At 50.4% G+C, this 15,156-nt stretch carries 11 protein-coding genes; 4 read left to right on the plus strand and 7 right to left on the minus strand.

The genetic code is table 11. From position 1 onward, the window contains the following. Window positions 1-13 precede the first annotated feature (13 nt). The 3 genes from NSU01_RS01270 to NSU01_RS01280 form a co-directional block, all read right to left on the minus strand. Complete coding sequence (locus tag NSU01_RS01270; RefSeq protein WP_042132836.1) at window positions 14-814, minus strand: response regulator; 801 nt, start codon at window positions 812-814, stop codon at window positions 14-16. A 27-nt stretch (window positions 815-841) separates the two neighbouring features. Continuing rightward, on the minus strand, window positions 842-2,614 hold the full coding sequence (locus NSU01_RS01275) for a sensor histidine kinase (protein ID WP_144026043.1): 1,773 nt from the start codon (window positions 2,612-2,614) through the stop codon (window positions 842-844). Window positions 2,615-2,876: 262 nt separating this feature from the next. Further along, on the minus strand, window positions 2,877-4,208 hold the full coding sequence (locus tag NSU01_RS01280; protein ID WP_256703811.1) for an extracellular solute-binding protein: 1,332 nt from the start codon (window positions 4,206-4,208) through the stop codon (window positions 2,877-2,879). 289 nt (window positions 4,209-4,497) lie between these two features. Between NSU01_RS01280 and ald the strand changes: the two genes are divergently transcribed. Both ald and NSU01_RS01290 read left to right on the plus strand, forming a co-directional pair. Next, window positions 4,498-5,631: an alanine dehydrogenase gene (ald, locus tag NSU01_RS01285; protein ID WP_076243467.1), complete on the plus strand. Its 1,134-nt coding sequence runs from the start codon at window positions 4,498-4,500 to the stop codon at window positions 5,629-5,631. Between the two features lie 222 nt (window positions 5,632-5,853). Then, the gene (locus NSU01_RS01290; RefSeq protein ID WP_052421626.1) at window positions 5,854-7,122 is read left to right on the plus strand and encodes a helix-turn-helix domain-containing protein; all 1,269 of its coding nucleotides are present in this window, start codon (window positions 5,854-5,856) and stop codon (window positions 7,120-7,122) included. Between the two features lie 1,131 nt (window positions 7,123-8,253). Here the strand turns inward: NSU01_RS01290 and NSU01_RS01295 are convergent. Then, window positions 8,254-8,481, minus strand: a complete 228-nt coding sequence (locus tag NSU01_RS01295; RefSeq protein ID WP_144026044.1) for a helix-turn-helix domain-containing protein — start codon at window positions 8,479-8,481, stop codon at window positions 8,254-8,256. Further along, the gene (locus NSU01_RS01300) at window positions 8,427-8,771 is read right to left on the minus strand and encodes a sigma-70 family RNA polymerase sigma factor (RefSeq protein WP_076243469.1); all 345 of its coding nucleotides are present in this window, start codon (window positions 8,769-8,771) and stop codon (window positions 8,427-8,429) included. The genes NSU01_RS01295 and NSU01_RS01300 overlap by 55 nt, the downstream gene beginning before the upstream one ends. A gap of 238 nt (window positions 8,772-9,009) precedes the next feature. On the opposite strand from NSU01_RS01300, the gene NSU01_RS01305 reads away from it, so the two are divergent. Together NSU01_RS01305 and NSU01_RS01310 are read left to right on the plus strand one after the other, a co-directional pair. Next, window positions 9,010-10,731, plus strand: coding sequence for a DUF4127 family protein (locus NSU01_RS01305; protein WP_076243470.1), 1,722 nt, complete (start codon window positions 9,010-9,012; stop codon window positions 10,729-10,731). Window positions 10,732-10,864: 133 nt separating this feature from the next. Beyond that, complete coding sequence (locus tag NSU01_RS01310) at window positions 10,865-11,590, plus strand: protein-glutamine gamma-glutamyltransferase (RefSeq protein WP_076243471.1); 726 nt, start codon at window positions 10,865-10,867, stop codon at window positions 11,588-11,590. Window positions 11,591-11,599: 9 nt separating this feature from the next. Here the strand turns inward: NSU01_RS01310 and NSU01_RS01315 are convergent, their stop codons facing one another. Both NSU01_RS01315 and NSU01_RS01320 read right to left on the minus strand, forming a co-directional pair. Then, window positions 11,600-13,219: a response regulator gene (locus NSU01_RS01315; protein WP_076243472.1), complete on the minus strand. Its 1,620-nt coding sequence runs from the start codon at window positions 13,217-13,219 to the stop codon at window positions 11,600-11,602. Next, entirely contained in the window at window positions 13,194-15,050 is a 1,857-nt protein-coding gene (locus NSU01_RS01320) for a sensor histidine kinase (protein WP_076243473.1), read from the minus strand. Before NSU01_RS01320 ends, NSU01_RS01315 begins: the two co-directional genes overlap by 26 nt. Window positions 15,051-15,156 lie beyond the last annotated feature (106 nt).

Raw genomic sequence — 15,156 nt, forward strand, 5'->3', positions numbered from 1 at the left:
TATTGAAGCCAGGCTATATGCTTACAGATTCTGTATTATGCCGCTGAGTATGCCGGTACTGGCTCGGCGTCTGCGCAGTGAGGCGTTTGAAAATTTTGATGAAATAGTTATCGTTGACGAAGCCGACCCGGTTGCCAATCTCGTATACCGGCAGATCGGAGTGGATCAGGAGCCGGATGGCCTGGTCCACTCTTATCTGATGCAGATAATGGATCAGGGTCTGGCCGGTTTTCTTTTTGAACAGGGTGCTGACATAATTCTCGGCCATCATGACATACTGGGACATCGACTTGACGGTAATATCCTCATCATAATGGGCGTGCAGATACTGGAGGATCTTCTGGATCTCGGGATGGCTGGTGATCTCCTCATGAGGCAGCGGCAGGGGAACAGCAGAACCGGGCGGGCCCGCGTTTGCCTTGCGGTTCTCCTGGCTCTTCACCAGTTCATTATTGATCTTGCGCAGTGTGTCGCGCAGTGAATTCACACTCATGGACAGCTTCAGGATATAGTTGGAGGCCCCGTATTCCATCGCCTGACGTACATTCTCGAAATCGCTCATACAGGTAAGCATGACGAAGCGGGAATCGTAGCCCTCTTCACGGGTTCTGCGCAGCAGCTCGACGCCATCCATCTCCGGCATGACAATATCCGAAATCACCAGATCGGGAGCATCCTGCCGGATCATCTCCAGCGCTTCTGCACCATTGCCCGCTTCTCCGCTGACAGTGAACCCGAGCTCTTCCCAGGCAATAATCTCGCGGACGCTCTCCCGTACAAAAACCTCATCCTCGACCAGCAGTACTTTCCACATATGTGATTCCCTCCCGTATAAATGCGCTTAAGCCGGATGTTCGTTGCCGTAAGGTGCAGACAATAGAAGCGGTATAGTGAAGCGGACGGTGACACCTTCACCGGTGGAGAGAACCTCCAAAGTCCCCTCTTCGCGATAGAGCAGCCGCAGGCGCTCCTGAATATTGCTCAGCCCGATACCCGGACGCTTGCGCGGGACCTTGTTCAAACCTGCCTGCTCCATGCCTACGCCGTTGTCCCTGATCTCTACAATCAGCCGGTTCTCTTCGCGGTGCACGATCAGCTCAATCAGGCCGTTGCCGGGCAGTCTGCTGATCCCGTGAATAATAGCGTTCTCGACCAGCGGCTGGAGGCTGAGCTTGGGAACCAGCGCATACAGAACATCCTCGTCGTAGCGGCAGGTTAATTCGAATTTGTGGGCGTAGCGGACCTGCTGGATATGGACATAGGCCTCTACAAGCTCTATCTCATCCTTCAGGTGGATCAGGTCCTTATCGGTATTCAGACTGGCCTCCAGCAGCTTGCCGAGCGACAGGGTCATGTTTGTAATATCCTCATTATGCTCACGGATGGCAATCCATTTAATTGTATTCAGCGTGTTCAGCAGGAAGTGGGGATTCGTCTGGGCCAGCAGCATTTGAAAATGTACAGCCTCCTTCTGGCGCTCCTCGGCCTTCAGCTTCTGGATCAGCAGGTGAGTATCGTCAAGCATGGTATTGAAGGTCCGGGTCAGATCCAGGATCTCCCCGCTGAATTTATGCTCCGGCAGGCGGATTTTGAGGCTCTTCTGCACGGCGGCCTTCATCTTGTTCTGCAAATGGGACAGGGGGCGTGTGATGGTCGTAGCAATCACGAAGGTCATCATCAGGAAGATGCTTGTCAGGACAAAGAACGTAATAAAGTACTGCTGCTTCAGCCCTTCGATCTCCACGAATAGCACAGACAGCGGAATCCGGTTGACGATATACCAGTCCAGCGATTCCACATAAATGTAATTAATCAGCGAATTCGAATCCTTGTCAATAAAATACTGCTGTCCAGGCTGCCCGGCGAACCCTGCCTTCACCTTCGCAGATAAAAGACTGCCCGGAACGGACTGGGAGATATCTTCTCCCGAGCGGGTGATCAGGAAATACTGCTGCTCCAGATCCGACTGCTTATGAATGGAGCGCAGCCAGTACGTATAATCGATGCTGATCCGGGCCATCCCATAGGGCTTGTTCCGGGCATCCTCCAGGTATGCGTACAAGGATAGAAGGTAGGCGCTGGTGGAGACATCGCGCAGCACGTAGTTGGTGTCATTGGGCACCCAGTGATAAGAGCTGGTATTCATCTGGCCCCGGTCAAACCCAGGATTAGCCTTTAGTGCTGAGTAAACTAGAGAATCCTTAGGCGGATACGAGGTGTATGCGCTTTCAGTTAGGTCCAGAATCATGAAATAGACCGAAGGATTGTACAGGAAGAAGCTGTTGTTCAGGTTCTTGAAAATATTCTCCATCAGCCGTTTATTCTCCAGCTCATTACGCTGTCCGGGATGGAGCAGCACGGACTTGACGGTGTCATCCTGCTTCAGGAACAGCAGCGTCTTGAAGGCAATGCTGATCTGATCCTCCAGCGTGCGGTACATCTGCTCCAGCTGGTAGTGGCTTTGCTGGCTGATTTTCTTCTGGACCAGCGTCTCAATGCGCTGGTAGTTATACATATTCAATGCGCCAAAGGGCAGCAGAATCAGACATACAAAGGCGGTAAACAGGCGGTATTTCAATTTCTGGGGAATCAGAATTCGCATGAGCTTTGACACACGGCTGCACCTCCAAACACGATTGCACCTGCCCGGTCCGGGAGGATAAGGGTCTCTATGGTTTAGATTATAGCATAATAAAAAAGCAGCACAGCCAATACCTTAAATTGCATGGTTTTGTTCCAGCGGGCACGGATTGCCTGCTATAAATACATAGTTTTGTTCTATTACTGTTGCTTGACAAAAAGAAAAGGAGGCGCCATTGATCCTCTGGCAATCCTCCCTGGTTGTACATGTGCTTTCACAATTGTAATTTCTGCCGCTACTTGTTCTGCTTCAAATATTCGTTATGCCGGGTTACCATGGCCTGCACCGTCTGATCCAGCGACTGTGAGTCGAGGAAGTATTTCTCGTATTCCTGTGAGCGAAGATCCATCACTTCCTGAGGCAGGCTGCGTACATAGGTCGGAGTCTGATTGTCGAACATGACATACATCAGGGAATCCAGATCGTAGGAATCGCTTTTGTCGCCAATGAGACTTTTCACCGCATCATCCTGATTGGCATCCTTCGAGGCCGGGAGTCTTCCGCCTGCTGCCATCGGTGACATGCCGCCATCGGAATACCATTTCAGGAATTCCCAAGCCGCTTCCTGCTTCTTGGACTTGGCATTAATGGAGATATAATCACCTAATCCCCCGCGGGACACATAATCATCTGCAGCTTCGGCAAGCCGGGGTACCGGCGCGAAGGCAATGGTGAAATCACGCGGGAAATCCGTGAAGTTATTCGAGCTGCGCAGCAGCCACGCCCCGATATTGAGCATCGGTACCTCTCCACTGAGGAAGACCTGCTCGACCGGCATTTTGGATGTCAATTGCTCGCCAAGCGGCGGTGTGGTCTTATCGTCCTTCATCATTCCGTTCAGCGTTTCCAGCCATTGCTTGACGAGCGGATGATCCAGATTGGAGGTGCCGTCAGCCTTAGTGTAGCCCTCCTGGGAGAGCACGGAGTCGATAGGGTCCACGAACGGCTCCATATTCTGAATGAATCCGTACTGGTCGCCGGTCTTCAGCTTCTTCGCATATTCACGCAGCTCATTCCAGGTCCATTCCTTCGGAACCGGCAGGTTCGCCGCGTCAAGAGCCTCCTTGTTCAAAGCGATGAAGAACGGGCTTTTGGTAGTGGGAACGCCGTAATACTTGCCATCAATCTTCCAGCTCTCGGCGTCAATGCCCATTTTCTCGTCGATGTTGTAATCGGTAAAGGTACTTAGATCCAGCGCCAGACCCGATTCTACCCGCTTGGAGGCATGGGAAATCGTGTAGTTCACGAATAAATCTACATCCTGCCCGGTGATCATGGCCGTATCTAGCTTGAGGTTCCCGTCGTCGTCATTAACAAAGCGTACATATTCCACCTGAATTTCGGGATGCTCCTTGTTCCAGTTATCAATGACCTCCTGCGGTCCGGATTCCGGCGGAACGCCGCCCCACATTTTGAGGGTTACCGGGCTTGCAGATGTTGCCCCATTGCCTTTGGCAGGGCTTTCATTATTGGCTGCAGATGAATTGCTGCTGTTACCACAGCCTGTAGCCAGGCCCATTATAAGAACGAGTGATGTAATTCCGGCGATCCAGCGTGTTTTTTTCAAAAGCGACAACCTCCCTGTATAACTGTATAGGCTTGCAAATCAAGAATAGCAGATCGCAAAAAGCCTCAGAAGTAACAAAAAACCTGAGAATATGGAACATAACTTTACATTTCACCGGCTGGATACTGCTCTTGTGCAAGGAAACGTTCTATCTCACGGTTATATCATCCCATTGTGTAAAAACACAATCATGGCAGATAATGTTTTTCTTTTTACCCAAAATGCCGCAGGAAATCGTATGTTATGATTCTTTACATAAGAGATCCACACAAGACGGGAGCGAATAACAATGATTATTGGTGTACCTAAAGAAATTAAGAATAATGAAAACCGTGTAGCGATTACCCCTGCAGGAGTGGTAAGTCTGGTAGCCGATGGACATAAAGTACTGGTTGAAGCCGGAGCCGGCGCGGGCAGCGGATTCCTGAATGAGGAATATGCCACAGCCGGAGCAGAACTGATTGCAGAAGCCGCAGCGGTCTGGGCTGCCGCTGAAATGGTTATGAAAGTTAAAGAGCCGCTCGAAAGCGAATATGGTTACTTCCGTCCGGGTCTCATTCTCTTCACTTACCTGCACCTTGCTCCAGAGCCTGCCCTTGCAGCTGCCCTGAAAGACAAAGGCGTATTCGCCATCGGCTATGAAACTGTAGTGGATGGACGTACACTGCCGCTGCTCACACCGATGAGCGAAGTAGCCGGACGCATGTCCGTGCAGCTCGGCGCACAGTTCCTGCAGAAGAACTACGGCGGACAAGGCATTCTGCTCTCCGGTGTTCCCGGCGTAAGCCGCGGTAAGGTTAGCATAATCGGCGGCGGCGTGGTAGGTACTAATGCAGCTAAAATGGCGATCGGCCTTGGCGCAGAGGTTACCATTGTCGACCTTAGCGCGGACAGACTGCGTCAGCTGGATGATATCTTCGGTTCTCAGATCAGCACCCTGATCTCTAACCCATATAACATTGCCAAAGCTGTTGCTGAAGCAGACCTGCTGGTAGGCGCAGTGCTGATTCCGGGGGCTAAAGCTCCTAAGCTGGTTACTGAAGAAATGGTCAAAACCATGAAGCCTGGCTCCGTCATTGTAGACGTGGCCATTGACCAGGGCGGTATCGTTGAAACGATTGACCGTGTCACCACACATGATCATCCTGTATTCGAGAAACACGGCGTTCTGCACTACTCGGTAGCAAATATGCCGGGTGCCGTGGCCAAAACCTCGACCATTGCTTTAACCAACGTAACGGTTCCATATGCGCTGCAAATTGCAAATAAAGGCGTGTTCCAGGCGATCGAAGACAATGCCGGCCTGAAGAGCGGTGTCAACGTAGCCAACGGAAAGATCACCTGCCAAGCCGTGGCAGAAGCTCTTGGGGAAGAGTACTTCACGGTAGAGAAAGCAGTAGAACAAGAGTTCACTCTGATCTAGCATATAGAGCTTACAGATCACACAAGAGTAGAGGGGTACCACCTTACAGTCCGGCGGGCAATCGCCGGGCTATTTTTATGCAGACTGAATGTCCATGTTAGGTTTCCTCCGTGTTTCTTGGATGTTCCTATAGGCAACTGCCAAGCGGTGTAATATAATGTAATCAATTCTACAGAGAAATTGATTAAAGCTTCTGTTATTCTTCAGGTTGGGGTGGGCACATTGACAGAATCAGAGCATACATTTGACCGTTTTTTTGACAGCATGGAATCCCTCGCGGATACCATCAGCGAATCGCTTCAGTCGCAGGTGACGATTGAGGACAGCAACCATCATGTGATCGGGTACAGCTCCCATCAGTTTGAGAGCGATCCGGCCCGTATCTCGACCATTATCGGCAAAAGAGTTCCGAATACGGTGATTATAGGCCTCCGCAAAAAAGGGGTCATGCATGATCTGGAGAATACCAGCCACCCCATCCGCATTCCTGCAGTCATGGAGGTAGGTCTGGGCCCCCGCTTGGCTATGTGCATCAAACACCAGCAGGAGATTCTCGGCTACATCTGGGTGGTGGACCGCGGGAATCTCGCCGAAGGCCATGCCGAACGGATTGTCGAAAAAGCCGCAGGCATTGCCGGGCGTTATCTGCTGAAGCAGCGGGGCTGGAAGACGAAGCAGGAGAAGACATTCGAGGATTTCTTCTGGAAGCTGCTGACCTCGCATTATGAGAGCGAGCTGCGCATCCGCCAGGAGGCGGAGGCCGGGTCCATTCTGCTGCCGGAGAGCTATTATATCGGGGTACTGGAGAGCGATAAGCCGGTGGATGAGCATTTCCTGCAGAATTTCCGCCGGATTATGGATGCCTATGCCGGACAGCGGCTGCTGTTCCAGACTGCCGAGCAGAACCGGCTGATTATTCTGTTCTCGTTTGTGTTCCCGGTGGAAGGGACGGAGCGGCTGTCCTCGTTCGTGCAGAAGCTGATCCGGGATATGGGCGCAAGCGAAGGCTGCAGGCTGAAGGCCGGCTGCAGTCCGGGCTACCGCGAATATACTTCTGCGGCCGCCGCTTACCGCGAAGCGCTGCAGATTCTGGAGATTAAGAAGCTGCTGCCTTATCACGCCCGTGAGCTGCTGCTCTATGAAGAGATTGGCTTCTGGGCCTACCTTCCGGCCATTCTGGAGCAGAAGCGCAGCCGCACACGGCGCAGCGCTCTGCTCTACCCGCTGAAGGAGCATGACCGCGAGCATAAGAGTGATTTCCTCAAGACCATTGCCGTCTACCTGACGATGAACGGGAATCTGAAGGAATCGGCCGCCTTTCTGCATATCCATACCAATACATTAATGTACCGGCTGAACCGGATCGCCGAGATTACAGGCAGGAGCCTGAAGGAAACGGATTACCGTACATCCATTTATCTCGATATTCTGACCGAGGAGACCGCGCAGGTGAATGGCTGGTTCCAGGAGACGCCCGGGTTCAAGGAGTAACTGCCTCTGCTTCCCATTTTCACAAATATAGATTGAACAATAGAACATATTATCTATGAAAATATAAAAAAACCAATCCATTCCGCCTGTTTTCTGTCAGTTGCTTCTGTGATGTCAAGGTTCTCGAATGCACGAATGGTATGAGCGGCTGGGCTGCCTTCGCAGTCAGAGCTTATTTCATCGCTGCTCAAGTAGCCGGTGCCTGCTCATAATAGCTCCATATAACTAGAGAAGCAAGGACCAGGATGTCTTATCATCCTATCCTTGCTTCTTTGTGTTACAGTCAGGGGCCGAGCAATAGAGTACCGATAAACATGAAGGCGAAATAGATAAACAGGGCAGATATGTTGGCAAATATAAGTAAACCGTCAATTCTTGATTCAGTTTTCCGGTAAGCTAGCACACCAGACAATATCCCCACAGGAGGTAGTACAAAAGTGGATATTATACCAGTTCCGTTGAACCAGGAATCATCAAAAACAAAAACCGTATCGATGATAAACAGGAGAACGGCCACACAAAATGTAATTACCGCTATATTTCGGAATAATCTGGCGTTCATCAAGCTTCAACCCTCTCTTTAAATGCCTAATTATGTAAAATAATAACATTAATCACTCCAACGGTCTATTCTGAGTAGGGATTCAAGCAATACAAAGCAGCCTGATCATTGAAGTCCGATATCGAACATCATGGAACAGGCTGGCTCTTTATTGAATGACGACTATGCTTAATCCTTAATCTTCTTGATTGTTTCATTAAGTTCACTGACAGATCTAGCTTATCAAGCTTTTAACCTAGGGTCTGCAGAATATATCATTGAGGGCAATGGTCTGCTGAATTTATCCAAAAGCTTTGGATAATGCTTTAAGTGTTCCCAAGCATATATGCACAAAAAGATTCTATAACTCGAAAACGTCTTTACTCATGCGGCATTCCTCATATCCACCAAACAGCGCATGATCAGCCCGCTCCCTCAGCTTAATGGTAAAAGTCTTGACCAAAGCTCTGCATATCCATACCAACACATTAATGTACCGGCTGAACCGGATTACCGTACATCCATTTATCTCGATATTCTGACCGAGGAGACTGCGCAGGTGAATGGCTGGTTCCAGGAGGCGCCCGGGTTCAAGGAGTAGTCTCTTCATGTGCAGATATAAATTCAAGAAACTCCACGATAATTTCTGAGGCGGCCTCTTCATCGGGTAACCGGGCATACTGGCTCAACTTCTGTATATCTGGCTGGAATAATTCAAGGAGCTGCAGCATCGCTGCGGCTTCTTTATTTTTGGCCGCTTGGATCAGTCTTGTAATTTCGTTGTCTGAGATAGCTGGTGGATGATCTTCTTTTTCCATTTGCTCACCGCCTGTTGGCTCATATTGAATTGCTTGGCGACCTCCGCTTCGCTGTACCCTTCCAGATAGAGGTTATATAAGATGGATTTTTCAAAAGCAGGCAGGCCTTCCGTGAGCTGCTCAATCATTATTTTGTTCTCGGAAGCTTGAGTAAAGTTTGTTCCAGCCTGTATATTGTCAAAAAGCGGAGATTCCAGCCGTCCGGCCTTTTTAGCCCTATACTGTACTCTCCAACCTATCCGGCAGAGTTCATTCCGGTAGCGTTCATATACCGTTTGTGCTCTATCCAAAGCGGATTACCCCTTTCTGGAAATAAAAATAATAATATGTATATATGGGCGTGTATGATGATTATCGATGAATAAATAGGAACATATGTTCCGTTTTATTGTATCATAGTTGAATAGATGGATGCCAATATTGGGAAATTTAATATTTTTTTATTTTCAGGTTGTATTTTAGCTGCCTAATTTACCTTATAAGTGAAGGCATCCGGGCCTATCTGCTACTAGAGGGAGCTTGATACAAATGAAGAAGGTGCTATACGTACCATTGGATGACAGACCCGTCAATCTGGACGATGTTATGACTCAAGGGAAATCGGCAGGAATCCATGTAATCACCCCGCATGTAAATGATCTTAGAAACCGTCTGGATTCGCACAAGACATCATCGGGGACCACCTTACTAACGACATCTTCACCGGCATATGGAGACACCGCCCGCATCCGGAAATTTATTCTTCATCATGCAGCGTCTGCAGACGGCTTTATAATCTCTACTGATATGCTCGCCTACGGGGGCCTGATTGGAAGCCGCCGTCTCCGGGCGGACGCGGGGGGAGCTTATCCGGCCTATGATCCTGAGATCACGAACCTGCTGGATGTGATCCGTTTAGTGAAGCAGTCTTATCCGGACAAGCCGGTGTATGTGCTGGATACGATTATGAGGCTGGCGACAACGTCTTTTGCAGAAGGTCTGGACTTGGCAGCCTATACAGAATCACGCAATTTCATGCTTCAGCCGCGAAGAAGCTTTACGCAGTTTGAAGATATTCTCAGCGGATATAACCTGTCTCCAACGGGTTCCTATGGCAGCACGGCTACTTTCGATAAAGAACAGTATTACAATACGAGACAGCATAAGTTCAAAACGAACCATTACATTCTGGAGAAGCTGGCGCAGGAGGGATATATTGATTTTCTTGCGGTAGGTGTGGATGATGCCAATACTCAAGGGGTGCAGATTAACGAGATTCACTTTGTAGAAGAGTGCATTAATGGCTGGCTCGGCGGCATGAATGGTCAAAATCCGGAGCGTGCAATCATTCTGCCGGATGCAGACGGACTGGGACAGGCGTTATTGGCGCGTATGGCGAATCAGCTCTATCGTAACGGGGCGAAGACGGAGTGTGCCGTTCAATACTTCGGACCCCATGGCTCTACCATTACGAGTCCGTATGAATATATGGATGTACATCAGAACATTCTGCGTCATGTGGACATTGTGGGTGCAGCGTCTGAGTCTGTGGGCGGTTCAGCTGCCTTGGAGATTATCGCGGTTACCGCTGCGGATCAGACGCCGGCTGCGGTTGACCGCCTTGCGGCTAACCACGCCAATGGTGTTCTGTCTGTAGTGATTGATTTTGTCGGCAGCGGTGCAGCGGATGCTGCGGTAACTGAAAGCCTGCTGGGCAGCCGGCATACCGGAAGTATATTAGGATATAGCGGCTGGAATACGCCGGGTAACAAAATCGGGATAGCGCTGGGCATGGGCCAGGCCCGGTATGCATTGTTGGTTACCGAGACAGATGCGGCGGCGCTTAGCTCTGCTGTTAACGCTCACGGGTCGCTTTTATTCAAACGCTTCTTGAAAGATTACTATTACAAAAGGCTGGCTATTGGTGAAATCCGGGAATATTCAAGAGCCCATTCGTTATATGTGAATGTCGCTGCGATTGCAGATCAAAATATGCTTTTGTTTAATAGTCCGGAAGACTATTCTCATTTACAAGCTCTGCTGAGAGAGCGGATGCAGACACATACGGCCACCCTTGCCGGAAAAAATGCATTCCTTATCGGGAGTCCTGAACCAGCCTGCAGTATCCGTCAGATTAGCGGAGCTGCCTGGTCATTTGCGGAATATTCCAGTGCGGCACTTCATTACCATGATCCCGGTTATATTTGGGGCCGTGCTTTTGAAATTACTTTGAAGCCTAGCCTAACCTTACACAAGAAGCGCAAGAATTAATATAATTATTGAAGATAAGACCCCACTCTGTGGGGTTATTTAGTGCTGGGCGCAAAGTCCCACGCACCAATAGGAGGCCCGACACGTACAATAACCTATATTTCATGACAAGAAGATGAAGGGGGGAAGCAGGATGGGGTATGGATACACGGCTCCTGCGAATCCGGCATTCGAGATTAAAATGCGGGGGGAGATTATCGCTGCAGCCAGAGCGATGAACGCCGGGGGGACGGACTTCTCGACATTCAAGAACTCCCGCTGCAATCCAAGATATTGGAATCGTACGGCGGGCGGCGGTTTTGAATTGAAGGCAGGGGTTAGCCCTTCTGCAGCAATCAATGATATTTTTGTAAATGGACAGCTGTATGCCTTCGAATGCGCAATGGCGATGGTAATGATTCTATATAGAGCGACCATCAGTATGATCGGTGAGAATGCCTTCGACCGCTACTTCACCGATCTGTACCTGTGGGACTGGAACTATGACAGCAATCTGAAGATGATCACCACCTTCAATCCGTCGGAATTACAGCCGGGGGATGTAGTCTACTTCAAGAATCCCGATCATGATCCGGATAAGCCGGAGTGGCAGGGGGAGAACGCGATTATGCTGTCGAATGACCGCTTCTACGGACACGGGCTGGGAATTAAGAGCGCATCTGAGATGATCACTTCACTCAACAGGGAAAGAGTGCCGGGCAGCCGGACCTCGGCATACCTGGCGGATGAGGGACTTCACCCGGACTTTGCCTATATAGCTACATTAACAACACGTTCCGGCCTGCCGTTATCCGGTAAACGTGGAGCCAGCACGGCCATCTACTCCAGAATAGGCGTCAGATCCTATATCATCAGATAGAGATCAGCATCACTGATTTTGTTCAGAGCGGTATTTAAGCGGGTGCAGGCCAACGGTTTTTTTGAAAACCGTACTGAAGTAATGGGGATTCTCATAGCCCACGAGTTCGGAAATCTCCATTACTTTGAGGTCTGTGCTTGTCAGCAGCTCCTTCGCTTTGCCTATACGGATCCGGGTGATATAGTCGGTAATCGTCTCACCGGTCTCCTTCTTGAAGATCAGACTGATATAGTTAGGCGTCAGGAATACCTCCTCGGCAATTCTGGAAATGGAGAGCTCAGAGGCGTAGCCTTCCTGGATAATAGAATGGATTTTGCTGATGATCCGGCTGTTCTTGGAGGTGTTCTTGCCTGCTACATACGCACTTAAGTCATGAAAAAGCGACAGCATATACGCCTTCAGGCCGGTAATATTCTTCTGAAGGTACAGCTTATCCATAATTGTAATCCGGTCACTCTGTACCAGCCGGGTATCCTCATCAATCTCATACAGGGCCCTGGCAGAGGTGAAAATCATCTCGGCACAAATACTCTGCACATATCCGATCTGCAGCTTGGGTCCGGCCAGTCTGGTGAACAGCTGCTCCATCAGCTCCATGACGGTGCCCGTATGGCCTGCCTTCAGTTCATTCATGAGCCGGGCCTGGAATTTATAGAAGAAAGTGCTCTCCAGTGTCTCCGTTTCCGGCTGGATATCCTTAATGTAGAGGACAGAGCCGTGCCCGGTATAGAATGTGTATACCAGCGCGGCCAGCGCATCCTTGTACGAGTCCTCCAGCTGGCCGGCCAGGGGACAAGCTCTGCCAATGCCGGCCGAGGCATCCAGCCGCAGATACTTGCGGATATTACTGATGATCTGCCCGCATACTTCTGAGATGGAAGAGGGCGAGGGATCGTCTGCCGGGCAGAAAAGCATAATGAACTCGTTCTCGCTGGCGACGAAGCTGATGGAGCACGGGTGGCTGACCAGACACTCATTGATAATATTTTGAATGGAAAAATAGAGCAGCTGCTTGTATTCCTCCGAGAATTTGTCCACTGCGCTCTGGTATTCATCCAGCTGCAGTACACAGGCTGTCAAAGCTGTCCCCCGCTTGAAGGGGAGGGCGAAATAATCGATTTTCTGCCAAATTTCATCCTCGTTCCGGTATAGGCCGGCAATCAGATTCTGCAGGAACTTGTCGCGGATCACCGGCATGCTGTCCTGCAGCTGCTTCCTCAGCTGCTCTACATCCATCTGATGCTCACGTTCTCCCTTAAGCTTAGCGACAACCTGATGGAAGACCTCCCGGACCTCGGGTAATTTCACCGGCTTCAGAATATATCCCTCGGCATTCACCTTCAGCGCGTCCCGGGCATAGGAGAAGTCCTGGGCGCCGCTGATGATAATGATTTTGGTAGGACTGCCTGCTTCCCGCAGCTTCTCGGCCACCTGCAGACCGCCCATCAGCGGCATCATAATATCGGTGAACAGAATATCCGGTGCAAGCTTCAGGCATAATTCATAGGCCTCCAGCCCGTCAGACGCCTCCCCTATAATCTCAATTCCGAATTCCTCCTGCCATTTGAACACGTGGATCAGGCTGCTGCGGATAAACGGCTCATCATCCGCTACGATCATCGTTAACATCTTCACTCACCTCATCCCATATAGTCACCACCGGAAACCGGATCACCGCAAGCAGGCCGCAGCCATCCTCGGTATTAGCGTAATAACGGATTCCGTAAGACTCTCCAAAAAACTGCTGAATTCTCATATGCACATTACGGATACCATAGGACTGGTTGCCCGGCTGCGGATGGGTTAGCAGCAGGTTCAGCCGCTCCGGGTCTGCCCCCACGCCGTCGTCAAATACCGAAACGCTGAGAATCCCCTGTGAAGTGTCGACTCTGATGCGGATTCTGCCTTGACCCCGGCGCTGCTGAATGCCATGAATCAGGGCATTCTCAACCAGCGGCTGCAGGCTGAGCTTGACCACCAGGCATTCCTCCAGCAGCTTGGGGTCCGTCTCCTCGAGTTCATATTCCAGCCTATCCCGGAAACGGAACTGCTGAATCTCCAGATAGCTCTCCACCTGCCGCAGCTCATCGTGGAGCGGGATGATATTCCGTCCCTTGCTCAGGCTGTACCTGAAGAAATCCGAGAGGGAGGTAACCATGTTGCTGATCTCGGGAATATCGTGATTAATGGCGATCCAGTTGATCGAATCCAGGGTGTTGTAGAGAAAATGCGGGTTGATCTGGGCCTGCAGGGTCTGGAGCTCGGCTTCTTTCTTGCGCAGCTCGGTCACATAGAGCTTGTCAATCAGCGCCTTAATCTGCTGGAGCAGCTTGTTATAGCGGTTGAACAAGTAGGCGAATTCATCCTTGCGCCTGTAGCGGATGGTAATGTTGAAATTTCCGCTTTCGGCATGCGACATCGACTGGATGAACTTGCGGATCGGCGCTGAGATATTCTCTGACAGCAGCAGGGCCATCATAAGCGAGACCAGCATACAGATGCCGATCACGATATACATCACCCGGCGGAAGGCGGCTAATTCTCCGTTAAGCTCACGGACAGGCGAGAACGAGAGAATGGTCCAGCCGGTGTTGTCGATGGTCCGGTAGGAGACAAGCATATTCTCACCGCCGATCATCTGGTGAAAAGAATGCAGACCCGCAGAACCGTCAGCCGGAGCGTTCATCTTGCTGTAGTAGTCCTGTGTGTTGATGTTCTGCCCGATCAGGGCCGGCTCCGGACTGATGGCGATCGTACCGGTTCCGTCTGCGATATAGACCTTGCTGCCGGGCGTAGGCTTGTAATGCTCCAGCAGTGTGCTGAATTCAGCTACAGGAATATCGATGGTGAGCAGTCCGACAAAGGGCAGCTGTGCATGCCGGATGCCGAACAGGCGCCTTGCGAATTTAAGAGTGTACTTGGAATCCAGAGAGCTGAGTCCGACGACAGTGAAATCGGATTGGGCCGGAATGCCGAGATACCAGGGCTTCAGAGAGATGAGATCGATATTGAATACACGTCTGGAGAAGTTATATTGGGTATATTCCGGGCGGTTCAGCATATAGAGCATAGGGACAAAGCTGCTTCCAGACGTACCGTTCGCGGGGAAATTCTCGAGAATTTTGCTCAGGGCAGCCAGCTCATTAATGATTCCGCTGCTGTCCGTGGGCCGGTTAGAGGAGATGAGGTCAGCAAATTCTGAATTAAGATAGAGCGATACCATGGATTTATTGGCGGCCTCGAACCGCTGGGCCAGATTGTCCTGAACGAGATTGAAGTTGTTCTCAATGGATGTATTAACATTGCGGGTGATAATATCGGCTGATTTGTTATATACCGTCACCGATATAATGGTTGTCGGAAGCAGGACGAGGAACAGGAAGTAGAGAATCAGCCGGCTGCGGATGCTGAAATTATACAAGAAGAGGGTCCGCGACAACGTATCAAACAGCTTCCTCATTGGAGCCCTCCCCCGGCATCCCGATATTTGCGGCTTGCCATTTATCGGGTATTGTTGGAAAATACCAATCAATAGCTGGTATACATTGTAAAACGCAACGAGTCTT

The sequence above is a fragment of the Paenibacillus sp. FSL H8-0259 genome, from assembly GCF_037963255.1.
Lineage (GTDB): Bacteria > Bacillota > Bacilli > Paenibacillales > Paenibacillaceae > Paenibacillus_AQ > Paenibacillus_AQ phytohabitans.

Bases quoted from the DNA above. Each gene is read 5' to 3' on its own strand.
- NSU01_RS01305 (WP_076243470.1), top strand. From the start codon at position 9,010: ATGAAGAAGGTGCTATACGTACCATTGGATGACAGACCCGTCAATCTG.
- NSU01_RS01320 (WP_076243473.1), bottom strand. From the start codon at position 15,050: ATGAGGAAGCTGTTTGATACGTTGTCGCGGACCCTCTTCTTGTATAAT.
- NSU01_RS01310 (WP_076243471.1), top strand. From the start codon at position 10,865: ATGGGGTATGGATACACGGCTCCTGCGAATCCGGCATTCGAGATTAAA.
- NSU01_RS01270 (WP_042132836.1), bottom strand. From the start codon at position 814: ATGTGGAAAGTACTGCTGGTCGAGGATGAGGTTTTTGTACGGGAGAGC.
- ald (WP_076243467.1), top strand. From the start codon at position 4,498: ATGATTATTGGTGTACCTAAAGAAATTAAGAATAATGAAAACCGTGTA.
- NSU01_RS01295 (WP_144026044.1), bottom strand. From the start codon at position 8,481: ATGGAAAAAGAAGATCATCCACCAGCTATCTCAGACAACGAAATTACA.
- NSU01_RS01315 (WP_076243472.1), bottom strand. From the start codon at position 13,219: ATGTTAACGATGATCGTAGCGGATGATGAGCCGTTTATCCGCAGCAGC.